Annotated in this window: 24 protein-coding genes and 1 pseudogene; 14 read left to right on the top strand and 11 right to left on the bottom strand. The window is 68.8% G+C overall.

What is annotated here, in order from left to right; all coding sequences use genetic code 11:
• Positions 1-57: 57 nt before the first annotated feature.
• Positions 58-1,467 (top strand): MFS transporter, encoded by a 1,410-nt coding sequence (locus tag AC1D2F_RS10850; RefSeq protein WP_476966704.1) that lies wholly within the window; start codon positions 58-60, stop codon positions 1,465-1,467.
• Between the two features lie 112 nt (positions 1,468-1,579).
• On the opposite strand, the gene AC1D2F_RS10845 is transcribed toward AC1D2F_RS10850, so the two are convergent.
• A complete protein-coding gene (locus AC1D2F_RS10845; RefSeq protein WP_229993853.1) occupies positions 1,580-2,296 on the bottom strand; it encodes an IclR family transcriptional regulator in 717 nt (238 codons plus the stop codon).
• A 201-nt stretch (positions 2,297-2,497) separates the two neighbouring features.
• Here AC1D2F_RS10845 and AC1D2F_RS10840 point away from each other — a divergent pair, with 201 nt between their 5' ends.
• The 3 genes from AC1D2F_RS10840 to AC1D2F_RS10830 all read left to right on the top strand — a co-directional run bounded on the left by AC1D2F_RS10840 (position 2,498) and on the right by AC1D2F_RS10830 (position 6,047).
• Positions 2,498-3,037, top strand: coding sequence for a flavin reductase family protein (locus AC1D2F_RS10840; protein WP_229993854.1), 540 nt, complete (start codon positions 2,498-2,500; stop codon positions 3,035-3,037).
• Between the two features lie 57 nt (positions 3,038-3,094).
• Positions 3,095-4,549 (top strand): 4-hydroxyphenylacetate 3-monooxygenase, oxygenase component, encoded by a 1,455-nt coding sequence (gene hpaB / locus AC1D2F_RS10835; protein WP_476966703.1) that lies wholly within the window; start codon positions 3,095-3,097, stop codon positions 4,547-4,549.
• Positions 4,550-4,712: 163 nt separating this feature from the next.
• The gene (locus AC1D2F_RS10830; RefSeq protein WP_229993856.1) at positions 4,713-6,047 is read left to right on the top strand and encodes an MFS transporter; all 1,335 of its coding nucleotides are present in this window, start codon (positions 4,713-4,715) and stop codon (positions 6,045-6,047) included.
• Positions 6,048-6,144: 97 nt separating this feature from the next.
• Here AC1D2F_RS10830 and AC1D2F_RS10825 read toward each other — a convergent pair whose 3' ends face one another.
• The 5 genes from AC1D2F_RS10825 to AC1D2F_RS10805 form a co-directional block, all read right to left on the bottom strand.
• On the bottom strand, positions 6,145-6,972 hold the full coding sequence (locus tag AC1D2F_RS10825; RefSeq protein ID WP_229993857.1) for an alpha/beta fold hydrolase: 828 nt from the start codon (positions 6,970-6,972) through the stop codon (positions 6,145-6,147).
• Between the two features lie 4 nt (positions 6,973-6,976).
• Entirely contained in the window at positions 6,977-7,306 is a 330-nt protein-coding gene (locus AC1D2F_RS10820; protein ID WP_018775751.1) for a biotin/lipoyl-containing protein, read from the bottom strand.
• On the bottom strand, positions 7,299-8,372 hold the full coding sequence (locus tag AC1D2F_RS10815; protein ID WP_476966702.1) for an alpha-ketoacid dehydrogenase subunit beta: 1,074 nt from the start codon (positions 8,370-8,372) through the stop codon (positions 7,299-7,301). Before AC1D2F_RS10815 ends, AC1D2F_RS10820 begins: the two co-directional genes overlap by 8 nt.
• Complete coding sequence (locus AC1D2F_RS10810; RefSeq protein WP_229993859.1) at positions 8,365-9,402, bottom strand: thiamine pyrophosphate-dependent enzyme; 1,038 nt, start codon at positions 9,400-9,402, stop codon at positions 8,365-8,367. Before AC1D2F_RS10810 ends, AC1D2F_RS10815 begins: the two co-directional genes overlap by 8 nt.
• A gap of 126 nt (positions 9,403-9,528) precedes the next feature.
• A complete protein-coding gene (locus AC1D2F_RS10805; protein ID WP_229993860.1) occupies positions 9,529-10,929 on the bottom strand; it encodes an amino acid permease in 1,401 nt (466 codons plus the stop codon).
• 186 nt (positions 10,930-11,115) lie between these two features.
• On the opposite strand from AC1D2F_RS10805, the gene AC1D2F_RS10800 reads away from it, so the two are divergent.
• On the top strand, positions 11,116-11,604 hold the full coding sequence (locus tag AC1D2F_RS10800) for an Lrp/AsnC family transcriptional regulator (RefSeq protein WP_229993861.1): 489 nt from the start codon (positions 11,116-11,118) through the stop codon (positions 11,602-11,604).
• A 13-nt stretch (positions 11,605-11,617) separates the two neighbouring features.
• Here AC1D2F_RS10800 and AC1D2F_RS10795 read toward each other — a convergent pair whose 3' ends face one another.
• Complete coding sequence (locus tag AC1D2F_RS10795; protein WP_229993862.1) at positions 11,618-12,262, bottom strand: maleylpyruvate isomerase N-terminal domain-containing protein; 645 nt, start codon at positions 12,260-12,262, stop codon at positions 11,618-11,620.
• Positions 12,263-12,479: 217 nt separating this feature from the next.
• Here AC1D2F_RS10795 and AC1D2F_RS10790 point away from each other — a divergent pair, with 217 nt between their 5' ends.
• The 5 genes from AC1D2F_RS10790 to AC1D2F_RS10770 all read left to right on the top strand — a co-directional run bounded on the left by AC1D2F_RS10790 (position 12,480) and on the right by AC1D2F_RS10770 (position 18,421).
• Positions 12,480-13,196: an NUDIX hydrolase gene (locus AC1D2F_RS10790; protein WP_229993872.1), complete on the top strand. Its 717-nt coding sequence runs from the start codon at positions 12,480-12,482 to the stop codon at positions 13,194-13,196.
• Complete coding sequence (gene nadA / locus AC1D2F_RS10785; protein WP_476966701.1) at positions 13,193-14,500, top strand: quinolinate synthase NadA; 1,308 nt, start codon at positions 13,193-13,195, stop codon at positions 14,498-14,500. Before AC1D2F_RS10790 ends, nadA begins: the two co-directional genes overlap by 4 nt.
• Positions 14,497-16,254, top strand: coding sequence for an L-aspartate oxidase (gene nadB / locus AC1D2F_RS10780; RefSeq protein WP_476966700.1), 1,758 nt, complete (start codon positions 14,497-14,499; stop codon positions 16,252-16,254). The genes nadA and nadB overlap by 4 nt, the downstream gene beginning before the upstream one ends.
• Positions 16,255-16,370: 116 nt before the next feature.
• A complete protein-coding gene (nadC, locus tag AC1D2F_RS10775; protein WP_229993873.1) occupies positions 16,371-17,225 on the top strand; it encodes a carboxylating nicotinate-nucleotide diphosphorylase in 855 nt (284 codons plus the stop codon).
• Between the two features lie 8 nt (positions 17,226-17,233).
• Positions 17,234-18,421: a cysteine desulfurase family protein gene (locus tag AC1D2F_RS10770; RefSeq protein ID WP_476966699.1), complete on the top strand. Its 1,188-nt coding sequence runs from the start codon at positions 17,234-17,236 to the stop codon at positions 18,419-18,421.
• Here the strand turns inward: AC1D2F_RS10770 and AC1D2F_RS10765 are convergent.
• Entirely contained in the window at positions 18,375-18,860 is a 486-nt protein-coding gene (locus tag AC1D2F_RS10765) for a GtrA family protein (protein ID WP_476966698.1), read from the bottom strand. The two genes, AC1D2F_RS10770 and AC1D2F_RS10765, sit on opposite strands and share 47 nt — an antisense overlap.
• 4 nt (positions 18,861-18,864) lie before the next feature.
• Entirely contained in the window at positions 18,865-19,539 is a 675-nt protein-coding gene (locus tag AC1D2F_RS10760) for a DUF1684 domain-containing protein (RefSeq protein WP_476966697.1), read from the bottom strand.
• 112 nt (positions 19,540-19,651) lie between these two features.
• On the opposite strand from AC1D2F_RS10760, the gene AC1D2F_RS10755 reads away from it, so the two are divergent.
• The 3 genes from AC1D2F_RS10755 to AC1D2F_RS10745 all read left to right on the top strand — a co-directional run bounded on the left by AC1D2F_RS10755 (position 19,652) and on the right by AC1D2F_RS10745 (position 22,852).
• On the top strand, positions 19,652-21,097 hold the full coding sequence (locus tag AC1D2F_RS10755) for a M20/M25/M40 family metallo-hydrolase (RefSeq protein WP_229993868.1): 1,446 nt from the start codon (positions 19,652-19,654) through the stop codon (positions 21,095-21,097).
• A gap of 30 nt (positions 21,098-21,127) precedes the next feature.
• Positions 21,128-21,961, top strand: coding sequence for a hypothetical protein (locus AC1D2F_RS10750; RefSeq protein WP_364748059.1), 834 nt, complete (start codon positions 21,128-21,130; stop codon positions 21,959-21,961).
• An 87-nt stretch (positions 21,962-22,048) separates the two neighbouring features.
• The gene (locus AC1D2F_RS10745) at positions 22,049-22,852 is read left to right on the top strand and encodes a transglutaminase-like domain-containing protein (protein WP_476966696.1); all 804 of its coding nucleotides are present in this window, start codon (positions 22,049-22,051) and stop codon (positions 22,850-22,852) included.
• A 54-nt stretch (positions 22,853-22,906) separates the two neighbouring features.
• Here the strand turns inward: AC1D2F_RS10745 and AC1D2F_RS10740 are convergent, their stop codons facing one another.
• Both AC1D2F_RS10740 and AC1D2F_RS10735 read right to left on the bottom strand, forming a co-directional pair.
• Positions 22,907-23,368 carry a MarR family winged helix-turn-helix transcriptional regulator gene (locus AC1D2F_RS10740; RefSeq protein WP_229995744.1) on the bottom strand — a complete coding sequence of 154 codons (462 nt, stop codon included), beginning with the start codon at positions 23,366-23,368 and terminating at the stop codon, positions 22,907-22,909.
• Positions 23,368-24,498, bottom strand: coding sequence for an LLM class flavin-dependent oxidoreductase (locus tag AC1D2F_RS10735; RefSeq protein ID WP_476966695.1), 1,131 nt, complete (start codon positions 24,496-24,498; stop codon positions 23,368-23,370). The genes AC1D2F_RS10740 and AC1D2F_RS10735 overlap by 1 nt, the downstream gene beginning before the upstream one ends.
• A gap of 234 nt (positions 24,499-24,732) precedes the next feature.
• On the opposite strand from AC1D2F_RS10735, the pseudogene AC1D2F_RS10730 reads away from it, so the two are divergent.
• Positions 24,733-24,936: pseudogene (locus AC1D2F_RS10730) on the top strand (MFS transporter); the annotation flags it as partial.
• Between the last annotated feature and the right edge of the window lie 351 nt (positions 24,937-25,287).

Below are 25,287 nucleotides of genomic sequence, written 5' to 3'. Positions count from 1 at the left end.
CGGGTCGCGCGCATCGGGAGGAGGGACGATGCGCACTATTGAGCGAACCCGGAAACCATGAACCCTTCACCGTCTTCTTTGGCGTCTACTCTTGACGCCCCATTTTCGACCGACGCCCTCATTTCGACTGCCGCACTGCCGGCCCCCGCGCCCGCCAAGGGCGGCCGCTTTGCGCGGCTGCCGCTGCTCGCCGGCCGCAGTTTCATCCCGCTGGGACTCTTCGCCCGCCTGCCGCTGGCCATGCTCACCGTCGGCGCCCTGACGCTCGTCACCGCCGTCACGGGCTCCTACGCCGTGGGCGGCGCCGCCGCCGGAGCCGTCGGCATCGGTTCCGCACTGGGCGCTCCAGTCCTGGGCGTCCTCGCCGACCGGCTCGGCCAGCGCCGCGTCCTGCTCGTGTCCGCCATCGCCAACACCGTGGCCATCATCGCCCTGATCCTCGCGGCATACCTCAGTCCCGGGGCGCAGGACCTCGCCGCCGCTGTCCCCGTGCTGGCCGCGGCCTTCGTGGCCGGGGCCAGCTGCCCGCAGGTCGGTCCGCTGGCCCGCGTCCGCTGGATGGCGCTGACCTCCCGGACACCCGGGCGAGGGGCGGCCGCAAACTCCGCGGACCTGGACACCGCGCTGTCCTATGAGAGCACCGCGGACGAGCTCACGTTCGTGCTCGGCCCGGCACTGGTCGGCATCCTCGCGAGCCTGCTCGCGCCGTGGCTGCCGCTGGCCCTCGCCGCTGCGCTGACTGTCGTCCTCGTACCCGCTTTCGCCGTGCACCCCACGCACCACGCGGTGATCCGCACAGCGCGGCGTCGGCCCGCCGGCACGGCTCCCGCCGCGGCGGGGGACCGGCACGCGGGCAGCCGCACGGCCGCCCAGCGCGCCAGAACCTTCGCCGCCGTCGCCCTTCCTGTGCTGGCGATGGTGTGCATGGGCACGTTCTTCGGCTCCACCCAGACATCCCTGAGTTCCTTCTCTGCCAGCTTCGCCACGTCCGAGCTCGCGGGCCTGCTCTACGCCGCGATGGGACTGAGCTCTGCGGCTGCCGCCCTCTCGGTCGCGTACTGGCCCCGCCGCCTCACGGTGAACGTCCGCTGGATTGCTTGCGCGGCCCTCATGGCCGGGCTCGCGTCCCTGCTGTTGCTGCCCACGACGGCGATGCCCATGGTCCTTGTGCTGTTCGTCCTGGGCCTGCCCGTCGGCCCGCTCATGGTCACGGTTTTCGCCATCGGCGGCCTCGTGGCACCGGCCGGGAAGCTCGGCACGGTCATGACGGCCCTGGCCAGCGGCATTGTCGCCGGCACCGCGCTCGGATCCTCCATCGCCGGGCAGTTGGCCCAGAACTTCGGGTATTCGGCGGCGTTCCTGGTTCCGGTGTGCGCCGCCACGGCGCTGTTCCTGCTGGGAACGGCCGCCGCCGTCGTACTGCGGCAACGCGGGCGGAAGCCGGCACCGGCCGCCTACCCCCGCTAACCCGCCGTTGCGCTATCACTTGTGGTCCCTAAAACGGCGGCAAAGTCAATCAAGGGGACATCTACTGATAGGGCATCGGAGGGAGCGGGCGACGGCGGCACGTTCCACGCACTTAGCCCAGTTGCGCCTCGATGCGCCGGGCCGCCTCCGTGAGGGCCCCGGCGACCTCGTCCGGATCCTGCGCGGCGCGGATATAGACGACGGCGAGGGCGGCAGGCCGGCTGCCCGGCACGCGCAGCGGCACCGCAATGGACGACACACCGGGGATCACCTCGTCATGGCTGGCGGCAAAGCCGCGGCGCCGGGCCTCGGCCGCTTCGGCCCGGTACGGGATGCCCGGGACCAAGGCCCGCCACTCCTGTTCCGGGAAGGCGGACTGGATGGCGATGCCCGGTGCCCCGGCGCTGATGGGATGCCTCGACCCCGGGTGCTGCACCACCGCGGCGCCGCTGTGCCGCGGATCCACCGTCACCAGCGTCACGCACTCCTCCCGGTCCCAGACCGCCACGAAGGCGCTCATGGTCAGGGTGTTGGCCAGCAGGGTCAGCTCCGGCAGGGCCGCCGACTGCAGGTTGCGGGAGACCCCGCGGGCCAGGACGGCGAGGCCCGGTCCGGGCTGGACGCGGCCGCCGTCATCGCGCACCAGCAGCGAATGGTCCTCCAGGGTGCGCAGGATCCGGTAGGCCACAGAGCGGTGGACGCCCATGGCATCGGCGAGTTCGGCAATGGTGAGCGGCTGCTGCGCCTCGGCGAGGATCTCCAGCGCCCTGATGCCGCGGGACAGCGTCTGGGACGGGGAAGCCTGGGCGGTGCCGGCGTTCGGGGTCATGGGGTCCATCCTAGGTGCGGGGTCGCTGGACGCCGGGCGTGCCGGGCAACCCTTGTGTTCCGGCTCACGGTCCGCTAGCGTTCTATATGGGAACTACTTGTTCGATTATAGAACACCAAGGGTTCAAAGCACAGGTGACCCAAAACATAGGTCATACAAACCGCAGCCTAACAAGACCGCAACGAACGCAGGGGATCAGTGATGATTGCCAAGCCACGCGACCACGCCGGGGGTGTCCAGGGCCAGGGCCCGCTGTCTGCGCCGCGGGCGAGCCACTTCCGGGGCAGCCTCGGCAGGTTTGCCACCGGCGTCGCGATCGTGACCTTCGACGGGGTAACGAAGCGCCACGGCATCACCGTGAACTCCTTCACGTCGGTCTCGATGGAGCCGCCGCTGGTGCTGGTGAGCATCGCCCGCACTGCCAAGGCCCACAATGAACTCACCGGCCGGCCCTTCACGGTGAATATCCTCGGCGCCGAGCAGCGGCACCTGGCCATGCACTTCGCCGGCCGCCCCGGCCCCGAGCCGCTGTGGGTGGAAGGGGACACGGCGCCGCGGCTGTCCAATGTCCTCGCCTATTTCGAATGCAAGCCCTGGGCGGCGTACGACGGCGGGGACCACACCTTGTATATCGGCGAGGTAGTGGACTTTAACTACCGCAACGGCGACGCCCTGGCGTTCGCCAACAGCACCTTCACCACCATCCCGGAAAGCCAGCTGGGCATGGAGGACCTGCTCTAGCGCCGCACCACATCCATTCAACGCGTTTCAGCTCAACGACGACTGGAGGAAAGACCAATGGGTATCCGTACCGGACGGCAGTACCTGGACAAGCTCAACGCCATGACCCCGCACGTGGTGATCGACGGCGAGGTGGTCAGCGAGAAGATCGCCGAACACCCGGCCTTCCGCAATGTGGCCCGCTCCTACGCCGGGCTCTTCGACATGCAGCACGACCGGAAGTACCAGGAGGCGCTCACCTACGCCTCGCCCAGCACCGGGGACCTGGTCAACGCATCCTTCCTGGTGCCGAAGACCATTGAGGACCTCCAGCGGCGCCGCCGCGCCATCTCCACCTGGGCCGAGTCCTCCAACGGCTTCCTTGGCCGCTCCGGGGACTACATGAACTCCGCGCTCACGGCGCTGGGCACGGCCGGCAAGTGGTTCGCGCAGGCGGATCCGAAGTTCGGCGAGAACATCCGCAACTACTACGAGTGGGCCCGGGAAAACGACGTCCTCGCCACGCACACCCTCATCCCGCCGCAGGTTAACCGCTCGGTCTCCGGCTCGGAGCAGCTCGGCGGCCAGCTCTCGGCCCGGATCGTGGAGGAGCGCGGGGACGGGGTCGTCATCCAGGGCGCACGCATGCTCGCCACCATCGCCCCGATCGCAGACGAGCTCCTCGTGTTCCCGTCCACCGTCCTGCGCGGCACCCCGGAAGACGCGCCCTACTCTTACGCGTTCGCCATCCCCAACGACTCCCCGGGCCTGCGCTACCTCTGCCGTACCTCGCTGTACAACGGCGGCAGCACCCACGACGAGCCGCTGGCCTCCCGCTATGAGGAAATGGACGCCGTCGCAGTCTTTGACCACGTCTTCGTGCMCAACGAGCGCATCTTCATGCTCGGCAACCCGCAGCTGTGCAACAGCTTCTACGCCGAAACCGGCGCCGGCGCGCTGATGACCCACCAGGTGGTTACCCGCACCATCGCCAAGAGCGAGTTCTTCCTGGGCCTGGCGTCGGAACTGGCCGAGTCGATCGGCATTGACGGCTTCCAGCACATTCAGGAAGACATCGCCGAGCTGATTATCGACGTCGAAATCGGCAAGGCGCTGGTCCGCGCCTCCGAGGCCGACGCCGGGCTCAACGACGCCGGCGTCATGCTGCCGAAGTGGACCACCCTGAATGCCGCCCGCAACTGGTATCCGAAGATGGCCCAGCGCTTCCCGCAGATCATCCGCAAGTTCTCGGCGTCGGGCCTCATGGCCCTGCCGGGCGAGGCGGACGTCAACAGCGAGGCCCGGGCGGACATCGAGCTGTACCTGCAGGGCAAGTCCCTGACGGGCCCCGAACGCGTCCGGCTCTTCAAACTGGCCTTCGACGCCTCCATTTCCGGGTTCTCCGGGCGCCAGTCGCTGTACGAGTACTTCTTCTTCGGGGATCCGGTCCGCATGGCCAGCGCCCTCGTGAACAGCTACGACCGCGAGCCGGTCCGGGCCAGGGTCCGCGAACTGCTCAACCGCGCGGACTGATCCGCGGAAGACATTCCTCAGCGAATATGTGTGCCCTATCACACATTTCATAGTAGTATTCAGGTTACTAACTGACCGTTCAATCAGTAATTCACGAGGCAATCAGTTATCCACTTCGCACCCACCCCCGGGCAGTATTTCTGCCCCCAGCAACGGAGTTTCAATGACCGCAACTTCACGTGTCGATACCGAGGCGGGCCCCAGCAGCAAGCATGAGGAACGCAAGGTCCTCGCGGGCACACTGGTCGGTACCACCATTGAGTGGTACGACTTCTTCATCTTCGCCCAGCTGACGGCAACGCTGCTGTCACCGCTGTTCCTGGCACCGCTGAACGCCTCCAACCCGGGCCTGGCACAGATCCTGTCCTTTGCCCTCATCGGTATCAGCTTCCTGTTCCGCCCGCTCGGCGCCATCGTCGCCGGCCACCTCGGTGACCGCCTCGGCCGCAAGGCCATGCTGGTCTTCACCCTCATCATGATGGGTGCCGCCACGGCGCTGATCGGCCTGCTGCCGACCTACGCCCAGATCGGTTTCTGGGCCCCGGTCCTGCTGATCTTGCTCCGTGTTGTCCAGGGCTTCTCCGCCGGTGGCGAATGGGGCGGTGCCGCGCTGATGGCAGTCGAGCACGCTCCCAAGAGCAAGCGTGGCCTGTTCGGGGCCTACCCGCAGATCGGCGTGCCCGTGGGCATGATCCTCGCGACGGGCCTGCTGTTCTTCCTCAACACGTCCATGTCCAAGGAAGACTTCGCGGCCTGGGGCTGGCGGGTTCCGTTCCTGCTCTCCATCGTGCTGATCGTCGTCGGCTACCTGATCCGCCGGGCGGTCGCCGAGAGCCCCGTCTTCAAGGAGATGCAGGAGCGCAAGGAAGGGAGCAAGGCGCCCCTGGGCGAGCTTCTCCGCAACCACAAGAAGGCCGTCCTCTACTCGACGATGATCTTCATCGGCAACAACGCCGCCGGTTACCTGCTGATTGCGTTCTTCATCTCCTACGCCACCAAGTCCCTGAAAATGCCTACCGCGCAGATCCTGCTGGCCACCACGCTGGCTTCCTTCGGCTGGCTGATCTTCACCCTGGCGGGCGGCTGGCTGTCGGACAAGATCGGCCGCGTCAAGACGTTCCTGCTCGGCTACGGAATTGTCTTTGCCTGGATGATCCCGATGTTCGCGCTGATCGACACCAAGAACATCGTGCTCTACGGCGTCGCGCTGTTCGTCCTGACGATCGGCCTGGGCCTCTCCTACGGCCCGATGTCCGCGATGTACGCCGAGATGTTCCCGGCGAACGTCCGCTACTCGGGCATTTCGATCGGCTACGCCTTCGGCGCCATCCTCGGCGGTGCGTTCGCTGCCACCATCGCTGAGGTCCTGCTGCAGGGCACCGGGTGGACCGGTTCCATCGGTATCTACATCATGATCCTCTGCGTCATCTCCGCGGTCGGCGTGCTGCTGGCCGGGGAGACGAAGGGCCGCCCGCTCGGCGTCAGCAGCCACCACTAGGCTGTTGTCCCGGTAGGCAAGGCAAGACACGAAAGAGGCACGGACCGCGGTCCGTGCCTCTTTTTGTGTTGGCCTGTGTTGGCGGCTGCCTGTCGGCCTAGACGCCCAGGAAGCTGATGGCACCCTGCTTGAAGGCGCGGCTGGTGATGGCGTTGGTGTGGTTGCGGCCCGGCAGCACCAGCTGTTCGACCATGCCGCCGGCCTTGGCGCCGAGGGCGGCGAGCTCCGGCATGGAGGCGGCCCGGTCGTCCTGTTCCCCCGCTACGAGGAGCATGGGCATGTGCGGGACCGCCTCGGCGGGATCGTACGGCTCGGTCTTGATCGCCTCGATAAGGGACAGCAGGGCGAAGATGTTGTTGCTGGGCAGCAGCATGGCCATCTTCAGCAGCCCGGCGGTTGATTCGTCCGCGATCGGCGTGCCGTCGGCCAAGTACCGCTGCGCGGCGATCAGGTCGAAGTCCGCCAGGGGGTCGGCGACGTTGGGGCCGCCCAGGACCAGCCGGTGCACCAGCTCATGCTGGGTGGCGCCGAACTCCCAGGCAAGCCGGGATCCCAGCGAATAGCCGATCAGGTCGAGCCCGCTGGACGGGTCGCCGTCGCGCAGCGGCCGCACGCCGGCGTCGAACACGATCTGCAGCAGGTCCGCGCGGATCCGGCTGGGGGAGTAGGAGTCCATGTCCTCGGGCGCACCGCTGCGGCCGTGGCCGGGCAGGTCCACGGTAATGACGCGCCGGCCGGCCTCCAGGAGCGCGGCCAGCCAGCCGGAGTCCTCCCAGTTGAGCTTGGAGGAGGAGGAGAACCCGTGCAGCAGCAGGACCGGACGGAGCCCGGCGTCGTTCTGGGGCTCATGCACCTGCACGTAAAGCTGGGGGTCGGTGCCCTCCACGGTGTGGGAATGCAGTTCGCCGGTGTGTCTGCCGCTCATGCTCTTAGTCCTCATCAAGTACTGCGCTCAGGCGGACCCGGCGCTTTGGTGCCTCTTCCTTCGGGACCGTGCCCACGATGCCGGCGGTGTTGTCCGGCACCTCAAACACAATCAGGGGCTCGCCGACATTGATCTTGTCACCGGGCCCGCCGTAGATACGCACTACCTTACCTGCCTGCGGGCTGGGCAATTCAACGGCCGACTTGGTGGTTTCGACCTCCACGAGCGGCTGGTTGCGCTCCACCTGCTCGCCCGGTGAAACCAGCCATTCCAGCACGGTTGCCTCGATCAGGCCCTCGCCGAGATCGGGGAGCGGGAAGGAAATTTCAGCCACGTTTGTACTCCAATACTCGCTGGATGCCGAAGAGGATCCGGTCAATGTTCGGGATGTATTCATCTTCGAGGTCGCCCGAGGGGTACGGGACGTCGAAGCCGGTGACGCGTTCCACCGGTGCCTTGAGGGTGTCGAAGCAGCTCTGGGTGATCAGCTGCGCCACCTCGGCGCCGAGGCCGGAGGTCAGCGGCGCTTCGTGGACGACGACGGCGCGGCGCGTCTTGCGCACGGACGCGGTCAAAGCTTCGGCGTCGATCGGCTTGAGCCAGCGCAGGTCCAGGACCTCGATGTCGATCCCGTCCTCGGCGGCGAGCTCGGCCACCTGCAGGCAGCGGGAGACCATGGCGCCCCACGCGACGAGCGTGAGGTGGCGGCCTTCGCGCATCACCTTGGCGCCGGTGGGGGAGCCGCCGCCTGCATCGTGCGTGGCGGCGTCCACCTCACCCTTCTGCCAGTAACGGGACTTCGGTTCCATGAAGATCACCGGGTCCGGCCGCGTGGCGGCGTACTTGAGCAGGTGGTAGGCCTCATGCGGGTTGGACGGCGAGACCACCTTCAGGCCCGGCACGTGGGCGAAGAGCGCCTCGAGGCTTTCGCCGTGGTGTTCGGGGGCCCGGATGCCGCCGAAGCTGGGCACGCGCAGGGTAATGGGCATCGGCATGGTGCCCCGGCTGCGGTAGTTCATCCGGGCGATCTGGCAGACGATCTGGTTGATGGCCGGGTAGGCGAAGCCGTCGAACTGGACCTCGGGAATGGGGTGGAACCCGGCCATCGCCAGGCCCACGGACATGCCGAGGATGCCCGATTCCGCCAGCGGGGTGTCAAAGACGCGCTGCGCGCCGTGCTTGGCCTGCAATCCGTCGGTGATGCGGAAGACGCCGCCGAGCCGGCCGCAGTCCTCGCCGAAGATGACGGCCTTGGGGTTGTCCGCGAGGACCTCGTCGAGGGCACGGTTAAGCGCCTGCTGCATCGACATCACGGTGGTTGGTGCGGGGCTGTCTGCGGCCGTGTTGGTGGCAGTGTCGTCGCCGGTGGCGTTTGCGCCTTCGAGTATCGAGTTAGACATGTTCGGACTCCTCGCGCCAGTTGGCGGCCTGGGCCTGCAGGGCAGGGGTGGTTTCCTGGAAGACCAGGTCAAACATTTCAGTTCCGGGACGGGAGCCGAGAGCCTGGATGCCGGTGCGGATCTGCTCCTCTTCGGCCTTGGCCGCGGCCAGCGCCTCGGCGAAGAATGCCTCGTCCGCGATTCCCTCGGCCAGCAGCCGCTGCCGGAGCCGCTCGAGCGGGTCAATGCCGGCGCCGTCGCGTTCCTCGTCGAGGGAGCGGTAGCGGCCCGGATCATCGGAGGTGGAATGCGGGCCGCGGCGGTAGGTCATGGCCTCGATGAGCACCGGGCCGTTGCCGGAGCGGGCATGGGCGAAGGCGCGGCGGGTCGCCTCGAGGACCGCGACGACGTCGTCGCCGTCGATCTTCAGCGCCGGGATCCCGTAGCCTGCGGCGCGGGCCGCGACGGAGCCGCCGGCGACCTGCCGTTCGGTGGGGACCGAGATGGCCCAGCCGTTGTTCTGGACGAAGAACACCACCGGGGCCTTCATCACGGCGGCGAAGTTCATCGCCTCGTGCACATCGCCCTGCGAGGAGGCGCCGTCGCCGAAGTAGGTCAGGGCGACGCCGTCTTGCTGATCGAGCGTCTGGCCGTGGGCCCAGCCGACGGCGTGCAGGACGGACCCGGCGACGACCGCCTGGATCGGGGCCAGCCGGGATTCCATCGGGTTGTACAGGCCGCCGTGCCACGTGGCCTTGTGGGTGGACATGTAGGCCACCATGTCCACCCCCATGGTCCGGGCGACGCCCATTTCGCGGTAGGTGGGGAAGACGAAGTCCCGGGTGGTGTCCACGGCGTAGCCGCTGCCCACCTGGGCCGCCTCCTGGCCGAGCTCGGGGGCGTAGCCGGGGATGATGCCCTGCCGTTGCCAGGCGATGGCCGAGGTGTCGAGGTGCCGGACGGCCACCATCAGCGAATAGAGCTCTCGGAGCTCGTCGGCAGTGAGCGGCCCGGCAGCGCCGCCGGAAGCCACGGGGAGAAGTGTATCCATGCCTGTGACCCTAGTCACCGGCGGCGGGGTGGGCAATCAGCCTAGGCCGGGGTGCCCAGACTGCACACTTCTGCCGCCCGTAGCGCCGGGACGCCTTACAATTTGTCTAGCGCCCCGGCTGGTCGGCTAGTCAGCCTCGACGCTGGCGCGGCGGTTGCGGGTGATCCGGGCGCTGATCCAGCACGCCGCAGCGATGCCGGCCACCAATGCCAGGGTGCTGAAGAGCTGCGTGCTGGTTTCCGGGCTGCTGAAGCCGACGGCGAAGATCAGCGCCAGGAGCACCAGTCCGAAGACCGTCAGCCCGGGGAAGCCTTTCATGCGCAGCGGCAGCACGGTGCCGTCACGGTCCGCCCGGCGCCGCAGGATCAGCTGGGACACGAGGGCCGTGCCCCAGACCACGAGGCAGGTGGAGCCGACAAGCTGGAACAGTGCCGGGAGAATCTGGTCGGGGAAGAGCAGTTCCAGGACGGCGGCGAGGAAGCCGAAGGCCACCGAGACGCCCACGGCCACCACGGGAACGCGTGCCGTGTTGACTTTCGAGAGGAACCGCGGGGCTTCGCCGCGTTCGGACAGCGAGAAGACCATCCGGGACGCGCCGTAGAGGTTGGCGTTCAGCGCGGAGAGAAGCGCGACGACGGCGACCAGGGTGATCGCGGCACCGGCACCCGGGATGCGGGCGACGTCGAGGACGCCGGCGAACGGGGACTTCAAGGCCGCCGAGGTCGAGGGGAGGACGGCGGCGATGACGAATACCGAGCCGATGTAGAACACGAGGATCCGCCACACAACGGTGCGGATCGCCTGGCCGACGCTGTGCGCCGGGTTCTCCGTCTCGGCTGCGGCCACGCTGACGATCTCGGTGCCGCCGAAGGCGAAGATCACCACAAAGAGTGCGGTGGCGATGCCGCCCAGGCCTGCCGGGGCGAAGTCGGAGGTGAAATTGCTGAGCCCGGGGGACGGGACGTTCGGCAGCCAGCCCAGCAGCAGGGCCGCGCCGATGGCCAGGAACAGCACGATGGCGGCGACCTTGAGGATGGCGAACCAGAATTCGAACTCGCCGAAGTTCTTCACGCCGGCGAGGTTGACTGCCGTGAACAGGGCCATGAAGATCAGTGACAGCGCCCAGACGGGAATCACCGGCCACACGGTGAACAGGAGCGCAGCCGCACCCAGGGCTTCGGCCGCGATGACCACCACGAGCTGCAGCCACCAGAGCCAGCCGACGGTCGCGCCGGCGGTCTTGCCCATCGCCTTTTGCGCGTAGACGGAGAAGGCGCCGCTGTTGGGGTTGGCCGCGGCCATCTCGCCGAGCGCCCACATGACCAGGATGATCAGGGTTCCGGCGACGAGGTAGGAGATCAGGACGGCGGGTCCCGCCGCCTGGATTCCGGCCCCCGAGCCGAGGAACAGACCGGCGCCGATCGCGCTGCCCAATCCCATCATGGTCAGCTGGCGCGGCTTCATGCTGTGCCCCAATTTCGGGGCCGGGAGGGCAGTGGGCAACTTCGCTATGGACTTCGTTGTCATACTGGCGAACCTTTGTGTGGTTTGGATCTGTGCGTCCTTATGGGACCTATTGAATTTACCGTCTTTATGCCGGCGCTAACGATCGCCGGGGCGCCGGCGGCGTGAGAGCATGATGGCAGTTTGCTAACTGAATCAGGGTATTGGCGGCGGTTTGTCCCACCCGGGCCGCGTGGAAAGGAAAAATCCATGGACGTTGATCCGCTGGATGCAAAGATTGTCCGATTTTTCACGGATTCTCCCAGGGCCTCGGTCCTGGAAGCCTCCCGGGTGCTGAAGGTGGCCCGGGCGACGGTGCAGTCGCGGCTGGACCGGATGCAGGCCGGCGGGGTGATCGGCTCCTGGGTGCCGCAGCCGGACCCGGCACATTTCGGCTTCCCGGTGGTGGCGTTCTGTTCCCTCACGATCAACCAGGATCTCGGGCACGACGCCGTCGTGGAGGCCATGGCGAGGATCCCCGAACTGATTGAGATCCACACCGTGTCCGGGAGCTCGGACCTCATGGCCCGCATCGCGGCACGGTCCAACTCTGACCTCCAGCGCGTCCTCGATGCCATGATTGCCACCCGGACGATCCTGCGGTCCTCCTCCGTGATCGTCCTCAACACGCACTTCCAGGGGCGCACCCTGCCGCTGCTCGAAGCCGCGGCCGCAAGCAGTGAGAAGCCAGGCGGGTGAACCGGGCCGTGGGCTAGAGGACGCTCAGGTTTCCGGGCAGGCCGGTCCGGCCGGTGAGCAAGAGCAGCAGCTCACCGGCGGACGGCAGCCGGGAGCCGATGGCTCCGGCGAGCTCCAGCGAGGCCGCGACCGCCGGGGCCAGGGAAGCGGGCGCCGGGAGCCCCAGGGCGCGCGCCAGGTCCAGGGTGTGCACGGCCAGCTCGAAGGTCCGGGTCGGAAGGTAGTCGACGAGCGTCATTACCCCGGCGGGGGTGGCCAGAAGGGCATCGTCCGGCGTGTTCCTGACGAGGGCGGTGACCCGTTGGACCAGCTCCCGCACCGCTGCGGCTGGATCCTCGCCCAGGGCGTCCCCGGTTTCCTTGCCTCGCTGCGCGATCGCATCCGGCGAGGCGACGCCCCGAACGGCCAGGAAGTATTCCACCGGACCCGCCACCCGCTCCCCGGCGGCCGGGGTGGCGAGGTAGGTCTCCACGGTTGTCAGTGCGCGGCTCGTGTGGCCGGTCAGTGCCCGGACATCCCATTCACCCAGTGCCGGCCGCGACCACCCCTGATGCGGTACCCGTCCGGCGACCTCCAGGAACGCCTGGGCCGCTCCCGCGTAACAGGCCCTGACTGCTGCTGCGTCCATACCCTCCGGGTCCATATCTTCTGAGTCCATAGCCCCGATTAATACCGGTGCCGGCACCCGCAGGCAAGCCCGGGCCGAACGCCCGGGCCGCCCCAGGGCCGGGCATGTGACCTGAAACATTTTGCGCCCGGCCAGCGTCGCCGTATCATTAGTTCTAGTCAAATTGACTATAACTAATCCGGCGGTCGGACCGGATCTGTCCGGGCAGTCCATCGCGGACCCGCCCGGGACCCAAGAGGGCGGGTGGATCACCGTTTACACCACAGCAGCCAACGTCTCGGAGCGCCAGACCGCTCCGCCGTCGTTGGCCATCTCCACTGTGATCTTTGCGCTGCGCCCCAGCGAGCGGTCCGGACGGCCCACGCTGTGGATTCCGCTGGTGCGCCGGATCCGCGAGCCGTTCAAAGGCCTCTGGGCCTTGCCGGGCGGCCCGCTCACGCATTCCGAGTCACTCCAGGACGCCGCCTCGCGGAACCTGCGCGAGACCACGGGGCTGGCCCCGAACTACCTCGAACAGCTCTACGCCTTTGGCGGGCTGCACCGCTCGCCCACCCAGCGCGTCGTCTCGATTGTGTACTGGGCGCTCGTCCAGCCGACGGAGGCCGCGCTCGCCGACGAATCGGAGAACGTGCGCTGGTTCCGTGCCGACGGGCTCGGCGAGCTGGCCTTCGACCACAACGCGATCATCGACTACGCCCTGTGGCGGCTGCGCAACAAGATGGCCTACGGATCCATCGCCTACCACCTGCTGGGCGAGTACTTCACCCTCGCCCAGGTCCGGGAAGTCTACGAGGCCGTCCTGGACCGCGAACTCGATCCCGCCAACTTCCGCCGGCAGGTCAAGGCCACGCCGGAAATCGAAGAAACCGATCACTATCTGCAGGGCGGCAAGCACCGCCCGCCACGCCTCTACCGCTTTACCGGCCGCCCAGGCCTTGACCCAGACAACAGGAGCACACCATGAGCAGCGTCAACACGGCAATCCAGCTGATCACGCGCGAGCAGGCCACGACCATGACGGGGCGCGCGGCCGCCTCCACCTGCAGCCCCGCGCTGGCCCGCGGGCCCTGGGACTACGACCTCGCCGAAGCCCTCGCCGGTGTCCCCGCCTACGGGCCGGGCGCCTCCTCCGCCGACGCCGCGCCGGCCTCGACGCCCCGGCAGGGCCAGCTCCCGGAGGAGTACAAGCTTGCCAGCGACGCCGAACTCGACGCCCGGATCCGCGCCGCCAAAGCGGCACTGGGGGACCGCGCCGTCGTGCTGGGGCACTTCTACCAGCGCGACGAAGTGATCGAGTATGCCGACTTCGTGGGCGATTCCTTCCAGCTCGCCAATGCGGCCCTGACCCGGCCGGACGCGGAAGCGATCATCTTCTGCGGCGTGCATTTCATGGCCGAGACGGCGGACATCCTGTCCCGGCCGGACCAGGCCGTGATCCTGCCCAACCTCGCCGCGGGCTGCTCCATGGCCGACATGGCGGACATCGACTCGGTCACCGAGTGCTGGGAACAGCTTGAGGAAGTCTTCGGCACGGAGCCCGACGCCGACGGCCGGGTCCCGGTCATCCCGGTCACCTACATGAACTCCTCCGCAGCCCTTAAGGGCTTCTGCGGCGAGCGCGGCGGGATCGTCTGCACGTCCTCGAACGCCGCGACGGTGCTGGAGTGGGCGTTCGAGCGCGGCCAGCGCGTGCTGTTCTTCCCGGACCAGCACCTGGGCCGCAACACCGCCAAAGCCATGGGGGTGCCGCTGGAGCAGATGCCGATGTGGAACCCGCGCAAGGACCTCGGCGGCAATGACGAACAGACCCTGCTCGATTCCCGGGTGATCCTCTGGCACGGCTTCTGCTCGGTGCACAAGCGCTTCAACGTTGGCCAGATCGAAAAGGCCCGCGCAGAGTTCCCCGGCGTGCAGGTGATCGTGCACCCGGAATGCCCCATGGAGGTGGTGGACGCCGCCGATTCCGCGGGCTCCACCGACTTCATCAAGAAAGCCATCGCCGCGGCCACCGAACCCACCACGTTTGCGATCGGCACCGAGATCAACATGGTGAACCGCCTCGCGGCGGAATACCCGCAGCACACCATCTTCTGCMTGGACCCGGTGATCTGCCCCTGCTCCACGATGTACCGCATCCACCCCGGCTACCTTGCCTGGGTCCTGGAAGCGCTCGTCCGCGGTGAGGTGCTGAACCGCATCACCGTGGAAGAGGACGTTGCCGCCCCGGCAAAGGTGGCGCTGGAACGCATGCTGGCGGCGCGGCCGTGACCAGGCGGCTGGTGATTGTCGGCAGCGGGGTTGCGGGGCTCTACGCCGCGCTGCTCGCCACCGGAAGCGGCCGTGACATCGAGGTGGTCCTCCTGAGCAAGGGGACGCTGGAGCAGAGCAACACCTTCTACGCCCAGGGCGGCATCTCCGCCGTGCTGGCCCCGGAGGATGCCGCCCCCGGGGACTCCGTGGCAGCACACATCGCGGACACGCTCGCCGCCGGTGCCGGGCTCAACGACGCCGAGGCAGTCCGTGTCCTATGCACCGAGGCCGTCCGGGACATCGCCGGCCTGGGCCGCTATGGCGTGCATTTCGACGCGGGTCCCGACGGCGGACCGGCCCTGGGCCTGGAAGCGGCGCACTCGGCGCCGCGCATCCTGCACGCCGGCGGGGACGCGACGGGCGCCTGCATCGCCCGCGGGCTCGTCGCCGCCGTCCTGGAACGCGCAGTCCTGGATCGTGCTGTCCACGGCCGGCTCCGGGTGGAGACCAGCGCGTTCGTCACCGAACTCCTGACGGAACCGGATGCTCTGTCACAGCCCGGCGGCACGCCCCCGACGCCGGCCCGGGTCACCGGCGTGGCCTACCTGGCCGGCGGACGGCCCCAGCAGCTCGCTGCCGACGCCGTCCTGCTCGCCACCGGCGGTGCCGGGCGGCTGTTTGCCCGCACCAGCAATCCCTCCGTCGCGACCGCCGACGGGCTGGCCCTGGCCTGGCGTGCCGGCGCCGCGGTGCGGGACCTCGAGTTCTTTCAGTTCCACCCCACCACCCTTGCCGCCCAGGAGGTCCCTGGCGGCCCGCCGGCCCTGCTCATCTCCGAAGCGGTCCGCGGCGAGGGGGCGGTGCTGCTGGATTCCGCGGGATACCGCTTCATGCCGGACTACCACCCCGATGCCGAGCTGGCCCCCCGCGACGTCGTCTCCCGCAGCATCGCCCTGCACCTGTCGGCCACCAGGGCCGCGCTGGACAGCCCGGTCTACCTGGACGCCCGTGGCGTCGAGGCAGAGAAGGGTGCGGGCTTCCTGGCCCGGCGGTTCCCGACCATCACGGCCGCCACCCTCGCCGCCGGCTACGACTGGACCGCGGAGACGGTACCCGTGTCCCCGGCCGCCCACTATTGGATGGGCGGCGTGTGCACCGACCTGAAGGGCCGCACATCGGTTCCGGGCCTGTATGCCGCCGGCGAGGTCGCCCGCACGGGCGCGCAGGGGGCAAACCGGCTGGCGAGCAACTCGCTGCTTGAGGGCCTCGTGTTCGGCCGCCGTGCGGTGGAGGACTTCCTGCGTGCGCCCGTGCCGGAGGCGGCCTGGCTCTCGCCGGCACGCGGGGACCTCCAGCCGGGCAGCCATGTCCCGCCCGCGGCGGCCGTTACCCCAGAGGCTGCTACCCCAGAGACAGGCGGCACCGGCGCGGCGGAGGTTCCGTTCACCCGCGCGGCCCTGGGGAGACTCATGACCGCGGCTGCGGGAGTCACCCGCACGGGCGCCGGCCTCGACGCCGCCGCGCTCCAGCTGGCGCAGTGGGCCGCCGGCCCTGAAACCGCCGGCCTTGAATGCGGAGTCCACGCCGGGCCCAGCGCCGGACACAGCGCCTGTCTCGGCCAGGATGCCCATGAGGACCGGAACCTGCTGCTGGCTGCGGAACTCCTCGTGGCGGCGGCCCGGCAGCGCACACAATCCGTCGGTGCCCATTACCGGGCCGACACGGACGCCACCTCAGCCCTCACCCATTCCATGCAAAGGATTTCCTCGTGACCACCACTGCCCACGCAACCGCTTCACCGGAAACCGCAGCCCCGGAAGCCGTGCCCTCCCGTGCCGCGGCGCTCGCCGGGAGCCTGCCCGAGGCCGCCGTCCTGGCCGTCCTCCGCATGGCGCTGGACGAGGACGCCCCGTACGGGGACATCACCTCGCAGGTGCTCATCCCCGCGCAGGCGCGGGCGACTGCGGTGCTCAATGCCCGCGTTCCCGGCGTGCTGAGCGGCGGGGAGGTCTTCACCGCGGCGATGAAGCTGACCGACCCGGGCGCCGTCGTCGAACTGCTGGTCAACGACGGCGAGGCCTTCGCCGCCGGAACCGCACTGGCCCGGGTGACCGGGAACGCCCGCGCCGTGCTGCTGGCCGAACGCGTCGGCCTGAACCTGGTCCAGCGGATGAGCGCCATCGCCACCAGGACGGCCGAGTTCGTGGCGCTCGTGGACGGCACCGCGGCGCGGATCACAGATACCCGCAAGACGACGCCGGGGCTGCGGGTGCTGGAACGCTACGCCGTGCGCTGCGGCGGCGGCGCCAACCACCGCTTCAGCCTGTCTGACGCCGTCCTGGCCAAGGACAACCATCTGGCGGTCCTCACCGGCGGTGATCCGGCGAAGCTGACCGCGGTGCTGCGGGGCGCCAAGGCGCAGCTTGGCCATACAACACACTTCGAAGTGGAAGTGGACACCATCGAGCAGATCGAGCCCGTACTTGCGGCCGGGGTGGACACCATCATGCTGGACAACTTCTCCCTGGCCGAGCTGGCGGCCGGCGTCGAACTGGTGGGCGGCCGGGCCCGTGTCGAAGCCAGCGGCAACGTCAATCTCGCCACCGTGGCGGACATCGCGGCCACGGGGGTGGACGTCATCTCGATCGGGGCCCTGACGCACAGCGTCACGGCCCTGGACCTCGGCCTGGACATTGAGCTGGATGTCGAGCCCGTTCCTGCCCCGGAACAGACGGCCGGCTGAGGCGCACCGTGATCTTCCTCGACGCCGCGGCCACCACACCGGTCCGCCGAGAGGTGCTGGAGGCCATGTGGCCATACCTCACGGGCGAGTTCGGCAACCCGTCAAGCCATCACTCCCTGGGTGAGGCGGCCGCCACGGCGCTCGCCGGGGCACGCACCGCAACCGCCAAGGCCCTGGGCTGCCGCCCCGGGGAAGTCGTCTTTACCTCCGGCGGCACCGAAGCTGACAACCTCGCCGTCAAGGGCATCGCCCTGGCCCGGCGCGCCGCCGATCCGCGCCTGGACCGGGTGGCGATCAGCGCCGTCGAACATCCCGCGGTGGAAGAATCCGCCAGGTACCTCGAACGGGTGCACGGCTTCGCGGTCGACGTGATCCCTGTGGACCGCTTCGGGCAGGTGACGGAAGAGGCCCTTGCCGCGGTGCTGCAGCCCGGGACGGCCCTGGTCAGCATCATGTACGCGAATAACGAGGTAGGCACGGTCCAGCCCATCGCCTGGCTCGCGGCGCTGGCCCGCGCCCACGGCGTCCCGTTCCACACCGACGCCGTCCAGGCGGCCGGCTGGCTGCCGCTGGACACCGGCGCACTGGGCGTTGACGCGCTGAGCATTTCCGGCCACAAGCTGGGCGCGCCCAAAGGCAGCGGCGCGTTGTTTGTCCGCGGACGGGTCCGGCTTGAACCGCTGGTCCACGGCGGCGGGCAGGAGCGCGGCCGCCGTTCGGGAACGGAAAACGTCGCCGGGGCCGTGGCGCTGGCGACAGCCCTGACGCTGCCCCGGGAACCGGCCGGGCGGGTCTCTGCCCTCCGCGACGGGTTTATAGACGCCGTGCTGGCCGGTGTTCCCGGTGCGCTGCTCACCGGGCACCCCACCGAGCGGCTGCCCTCGGTGGCATCTTTCTGCTTCCCGGGCACCAGCGGCGAGTCCGTGCTGCTGGAACTCGAGCGCCAGGGCGTCATCTGCTCCAGCGGGTCCGCGTGCGCGGCAGGTTCGGATGCGCCGTCGCCCGTGCTGCTGGCCATGGGCATCGAGCCCGAGGTCGCCCAGTCGGCGGTGCGCTTCAGCTTCGACTCGACCGTCACGGCAGCGCAGTTGCAGGAGGCGGCGGCCGCGGTCCGCACGGCCGTCGGCAGCGTCCGCTCCCTTGGGGAAGCTAGCGGTGGCGGGCGCGGCGGAAGATCCAGTGCCGCAGCATCGTGAACCGCACCGCGGTCGCGGCGAAGCCGGAGATCGTGGTGGTCCACAGCTCCTCGGCCACGGTGGCATCCGGGTCGATCCAGTGCAGGACGGCCAGGCTGCCGCCGGTGATCAGGAGCGCGACGAGGATCACGATCAGGCCGTTGAGGTGGTCCCGCTTCATCCGGCGGCGCTCGGTGATCTTGAACGTCAGGCGCCGGTTGAGGGCGGTATTCATGAACGATGTCAGGACCAGGGCCGCCGCGTTGGCCGGCTGGGCCCCGAGCCAGGGCCGGGACAGGGCGTACAGGGCCAAGGAAGTCAGGGTACAGACAACCCCGACGCCGGTGAACCGGATGAGCTGCCGGACCACCGGGTAGCGGAGGATTCCGCGGTGGCGGCGGGCGGTCTGGCCGCGGACGACGGCGGCGGCAGGAGCCTGCTGTTCGAGCTGGGTCTCCATCCGCTCAGTACAGTTCGCCCACGGGGATGTCCACGGCCAGCCGGTTCTCCGGGCCCGCAAGGGGACATGCCCAGGCTTCGTTGTAGGCGCAGGAGGGGTTGTAGGCGAAATTGAAGTCCAGGACGAATTCGGCCTGGGGCCCGGAGCCCCGCACGCCGTGGAAAGCCCCCTTGATGGTGTCCAGGAGGTAGCGTCCCGCGCCGTAGCTGCCGCCGGGCTGGCCGGCGGTGGCGTCACGGAACGGCACGAAGATGCCGCCGCCGTAGCCCCTGAGCTTCCAGACTGCGAGCTGTCCCATCTCGGGAAGGTCGAAGGTGCCCAGCCGCACAAACCGGACCAGGCCGTCAGTCCCGGTCTCCACATTCATCTCCCGGCCGGCGCCCTCGAGGGTCAGCGGGACATGGAAACGGTAGATCGGATCGTAGTCCGCCGTCTTCAGGCCGCCGAAGCTGGCCTTGGCTTCTGCCGTCAGCGCCGAGGCCGGGTGCGTGCCGAACATGCGGTCCCGCTCCTGGCGCCAGTACGAATGGGCCTCCGCCGGGCTGTCCGCGGCAATCTTCCGCGTGGTGGCATAGAGGGCAAAGGTCCGCAGCCGCCAGTCCGCGATATCGAGCGCTGACATGCCTGCCACGTCGCCCTGGTCCCCAAAGTGCGTTCGGTCAATGTCATGTTCGGCCATGCCCCCAGCGTATCCGCTTTCCCGGGGCCGAAATTTGGGCCCCGGATTCCGGGCCGGACCCCCGCGCCGAATAACCCGTTCCGGCGGACCATCCAGCCGTAGACTTTCGCCCATGCGCAACCCCCTGCAGAACGCGGCCGCCGGCAATACCCTCAAGAGCCCCGGGGCCACGCCGGGCAGCGCGGGGTACACACCGGGCAGCGCCGGCGAAACACCGGGCAGCGCCGGGCGCGCGGCAGCGTCGCTGGCGGAGCTCGTGACGTACCGGACCGTATCCTCCCGGGCCGTGGCCGGGGTGGAGACAGACCAGTTCGAGGCCTTCATCGCGGCACTGCCACGGCTGTACCCGGCCGTCCATGCCGCCCTGGAACTGGAGCGCGTCAACGGCCACGCCCTCCTGTACCGCTGGCCCGGCAGCGCCTTGGCGGAGGACCCAGCGGCCGCGCAGCGCGCCTCGGTGCTGATGGCGCACTACGACGTCGTCCCGGCGGGCGACCCAGGACAGTGGACGCAGGCGCCGTTCTCCGGCCACAACGACGGCACCTTCCTGTGGGGCCGCGGGACACTCGATGACAAGGGCCAGCTCGTTGCCATCCTGGAGGCGGCCGAGAGCTTGCTCCGGGCGGGGCATGCCCCCGCGCATGACCTCTACTTCTCGTTCGGCAACAACGAGGAGACGGCCGGCAACAGCGCGGCGGCCGCCGCAGACCTGCTGGCCGGCCGCGGTGTGTTGCCCTGGCTCGTGCTGGACGAGGGCGGTGCCGTCGCCGGCGGTGCCTTCCCGGGGGTGAGCCGCCCGGCCGCCGTCGTCGGCGTGGCCGAAAAGGGAATCCTGGACGTGGAGCTGCTGACCCGGGACCAGGGGGGACACGCCTCCACGCCGCCGCGGATGGGCGCGACGGCCCGGCTGGCCCGCGCCATCACCCGGATCGAGCGCAGCCCGTTCCCGCAGTCGCTGCCGGAGGTGACCGCGGAGATGCTGCGCCGCTTCTGCCCGCACACGCCGCCGCCGCTGCGAACCGTGTTCGCTAACGTCGCCCTGCTCCGGGCGCCGATCACCTGGCTCTTTGGCCGGCTCGGCAACGAGACCAACGCGATGACCCGAACCACCGTCGCCATCACCACCCTCGAAGGCAGCTCCGGGGCGAACGTCCTCGCCGCCACGGCCAAGGCCAACGCCAACATCAGGGTGGCGGTGGGGGAGACCGTCGAGGGCACCGTGGCACGACTGCGGAAAATCATCCGCGACCCGAAAGTCGAACTGCGCGTCGTGGAGGGCAACGGCCCGTCCCCGGTCTCCCCGAACTCCGCGCAGTGGGAACTGCTGGCGGACTGCATCGGGCAGGTCTTCCCCGAGGCGATCATCACCCCCTACATCATGATGGGCGGCACGGACTCGCGCCGCTTCACCGGGATCTGCGGCACCGTGTACCGCTTCGCGCCGTTCTTCATGGATGTCCGGGCCCGCGGTTCCATCCACGCCGTTGACGAGAAAATTTCCCTGGAGACGCTGGACCGGGGCGTCCGCTTCTACGAAACACTGATGCGGGAACTCTGAGTCATGCGGCGCCCCGGCTACGCTGGCACCATGACTGGGACGGCCCCTTTCGGAGGATCAGGCACCGCCGGAGTCCGGAGCGCTCTGCTGCGCACCGGCGCGGCGCTCGCGGTGGCGGCAGCCCTGACGGGCTGCAGCAGCGACGGCAAGGGGACGCCGGTCTGGACTGCAGGCAGCAGCGCGGCGGACGGTACCACTGACAGCGAGAGGCAGTCTGCCACCACTGGTCCCGCACCGTCGGGCCCGCCATCCTCGGCCGGCGCTGCCGCCACCCCCGGCTCGAGCGCGGGGGCCTGGAAAGTCTTTACCGACCCGGCAAAGACCGTCAGCTTTGAGGTGCCGCAGGACTGGATCGTCCAATCCGTTGCTCCAGACTCGGGTGCGCTGCCGGGGGCACTGAAGATCACCGTGAAGGACGCTGAAGGCGGCTACCTGGCCACCTTGCAGACCGGTCTGCCGCCGCAGCCTGCGCCGGCCTGCGCTGACGGCGCCGCACGGGACTACGTCGTGGTCAGCAGCGTGCCCGTTGACCTCCCGCACGCCGGCGGCGAGGGAACCATTGACCCGCACGTGGTCTTCCGGGTTATCCAGGGCTACAAGTACTTCGGCTCCTACGGCATCACCAACGTGGTGGGCGGCACCGGCGGCAAGAGCTGCGCGTTGCAGAATGTGGTCCGTGGCGTGGCCGGCAAGGGGGACTATTCGTTTGGGGACCTGACGGTGCTGAAAACGCTGGCGCCTGACCAGAAGGTCGCCCCCGCAAAGGCGTTCGACACTCTCGACCAGGCGGCCAAGTACGTCAATGAGGGGTCCGAATTCGCCAACGTCCAGCGGATGCTAATGTCTCTGAAGATCAAAAACTAGTCCCGCCCACCCGCACATCCCCGGGCCGTTGGCGGCGACTTCCCCTGCACCCACCTCACATCCCACATCCCGGAGATACGGAGATACATGGAACGCGCCGTAGCCGCCCGCCTGGCCTTCAAGACCGTTGCCGAGACCAAGGTGGCTCTCGCCGTGGCCGTGGCCCGGAACGGCGGGTACGGGTCGGTCGAAGAGTCGCTCACGGTAACCGCGGGAGGCGAGGACGTGCCGGTGACCGAACTCTCGGACCATCACGGCGGGCGCTTCCACTACATGGAATTCGCCGAACCCACCGAAGTGCTGGTTGAGTATTCGGCCACCGTCACCGGCTTCGCCCGGCCCGAGGAACCTGGGCTCATGGAACTGATCCGCTATGTCCGGCCCAGCCGCTACGCGGAGTCGGACCGGCTGCTGCCGACTGCCTATGCCGAATTCGGCGGGCTTCAGGGCGAAGAGCTGCTCCACGCCATCCGCAACTGGGTCTTCAGCGAACTGCGCTACGTCAGCGGATCCTCGCGGGGGACCGACGGCGCCGTCGAAACCCTGCTGCACCGCCGCGGCGTCTGCCGGGACTTTGCCCACCTCGCCATTGCCCTGCTGCGCTCCAAGAACGTCCCGGCCCGGCTGGCGGCTGTCTATGCCCCGGGCCTGACCCCGATGGACTTTCACGCCGTCGCCGAAGCGCACATCAACGGCGCCTGGCACGTCATCGACCCGACGGGGCTGGCGCCGCGGGAGAGCATGCTGCGGATCACAGCCGGGCGCGATTCCTCGGACACCGCATTCCTGTCCACCGTCGGCGGCAGCCTGTCGCTGAAGGAACTCAGCGTCACCGCCGTCGTCGATGAGCTGCCGCTGGAAGACCCGGCGAAGCTCGTCACCATCCAGTAGGCTGCGCCGGCCAGCGGGCCGGCGCAGGGTCTTAGCGCAGGGTTTCAGACGGTCTTAGCGCACGGCGACCGAGGCGCGGAGCTTTTCGGTCAGCCGCAGCAGTTCCTGCTGTTCGGCGGCGGAGAGGGCCGGGCCCACGAGCGCGGCGATGTCGCGCACGTGTTCCCGGCCGATCTGCTTCTGCAGGTCCCGTCCGGCATCGGTGAGCCGGATGAGGATCCCGCGGCCGTCCTCGGGGGCCGGTGTCCGTTCGACCAGCCCGCGCTTTTCGAGCCGCTCCACCAGCCGGCTCAGGCTGGACTGGCTCAGCAGGACGTTGTCGTTGAGCTCGTTCAGGCGCAGCCACCCGGAGGGGCAGCGCGAGAGCGTGAACAGGACGTCGTACTCATTGAGCGCCAGGGCTTTGAACGCCGGCGCCGCCTGCAGCTTGCGCATCACCGCCACCTGGGCCCGGAACAGGGATTCCCACGTTTCCGCGGCCAGGCGTACCGGCGATTCTGTGGTCCTGGCCGCCATCATGAGCCCTTGCTGGTGGTCTCTGCCGCGGCGGCGTCGGCGTCGGTGGGTCCCGCTGCCAGCGCGGCGGCCACCCGGCCGGCGTGCGTCGGCGGTTCCGGGACATGCGCGGGCTTGAGCGCGGCATACTCCTTCCGCAGCACCGGCAGCACTTCTTCGCCGAACAGATCCAGCTGCTCCAGGACGGTCTTCAGCGGCAGGCCGGCGTGGTCGATCAGGAAAAGCTGGCGCTGGTAGTCGCCGAAGTACTCCCGGAACGTGAGGGTCTTTTCGATCACTTCCTGCGGGCTGCCGACCGTCAGCGGGGTCTGGGACGTGAAGTCCTCCAGCGAGGGGCCGTGGCCGTAGACCGGGGCGTTGTCGAAGTAGGGGCGGAACTCCTTGACAGCGTCTTGGGAGTTCTTCCGCATGAAGAACTGGCCGCCGAGTCCCACAATGGCCTGGTCCGCCTTGCCGTGGCCGTAGTGCTCGTAGCGTTCGCGGTAGAGGCCGATCAGCTGCTGGTAGTGCTCCTTGGGCCAGAAGATGTTGTTGGCGAAGAAACCGTCACCGTAGTACGCCGCCACTTCGGCGATCTGCGGTGTGCGGATCGAGCCGTGCCACACGAAGGGGGCGACGCCGTCGAGCGGACGAGGGGTGGAGGTGAAGTTCTGCAGCGGGGTACGGTGCTTGCCGGACCAGTTGACGGTGTCCTCATCCCAGAGGCGGCGCAGCAGGGAGTAGTTCTCGATCGCGAGTTCGATCCCGTCCTGGATGTTCTTGCCGAACCAGGGGTAGACAGGGGCGGTGTTGCCCCGGCCCAGGACCAGGTCCACGCGTCCGTCCGCGAGGTGCTGGAGCATCGCGAAGTCCTCGGCGATCTTCACCGGGTCATTGGTGGTGATCAGTGTGGTGGCCGTGGACAGGATGATGCGCTCGGTCTGGGCCGCGATGTACGCGAGCGTGGTGGTGGGGGAGGAGGAGAAGAACGGCCGGTTATGGTGCTCGCCCAGGGCGTAGACGTCCATGCCGATCTCTTCGACCTTCTTGGCGATCGCCACGGCGGCCTTGATGCGCTCGTGCTCGGTCGGTGTGCGGCCCGTGGTGGGGTCGGTGGTGATGTCGCTGACGCTGAATACGCCGATCTGCATGGTGTGCCTTTCCGTGGCCGGGGTGATCCGGGATCTGCTTCTACTATAACCAATTTACATGCATTTGCATCTATCGACGGGTATAACGCCCGCCACGGGGGAATATTCCCGCACCGTCCCGGCCGGGTTTCCCGGCTCGTCTTCCCGGCCGCGTTGCCGCCTGTGGCAGGAGCCCGGGCCTAGGATGCAATCAATCGGCTGGCCGTGAGGTGCCCGGCCCGCCCGGAAGGCCCCATGCGACGTGTCGTAGCTTTTCTGTGTCTGGTGGAGCTCACCAGCGGAATCCTGCAGGGCTATTACACGCCCATCCTCACCGATATAGCCCGGCACCTGGGGATCCACGACGCCGACGTCAACTGGTTCGAGGCCGCTCAGCTCATGGTCAGCGCCCTCGCCGTGCCGGTACTGGCCAAGCTGGGGGACATGTACGGGCACCACATCGTGATCGGCAACCGCTGCTCCATGGGCGTGGACGCCTGGGTCAACTACGGGGCGACGATGCGCGAAGGTTCGCCACTCGGGGCCGACGCCTTTCTGATGAAGGGTGAAGACGTCCCGGAGAACGCAACATTTTCCGGCAACCCGTCGCGCGAAGTGATGATCCCCGCCGCACCCGCAGCCCTCGCGGCCCTGGTGTCCAGCGGGCCCCGCCACAGGGACGCCGCCGCGGCAACTGGTGGGCGCCTGAAGCTCTCGAAGGGAACGCACGGAACCCACGCAGCCCACGGTGCCCACGCGGCCCGTGCTGCAGCCAACGCGGCCCACGGGACGCACCGGGCAACGCGGGAC

The sequence above is a fragment of the Arthrobacter sp. P1_B3 genome (assembly GCF_056406615.1).
Note: the sequence above shows the minus strand (reverse complement) of the source record. Positions and strands in the feature narration are given on the sequence as shown.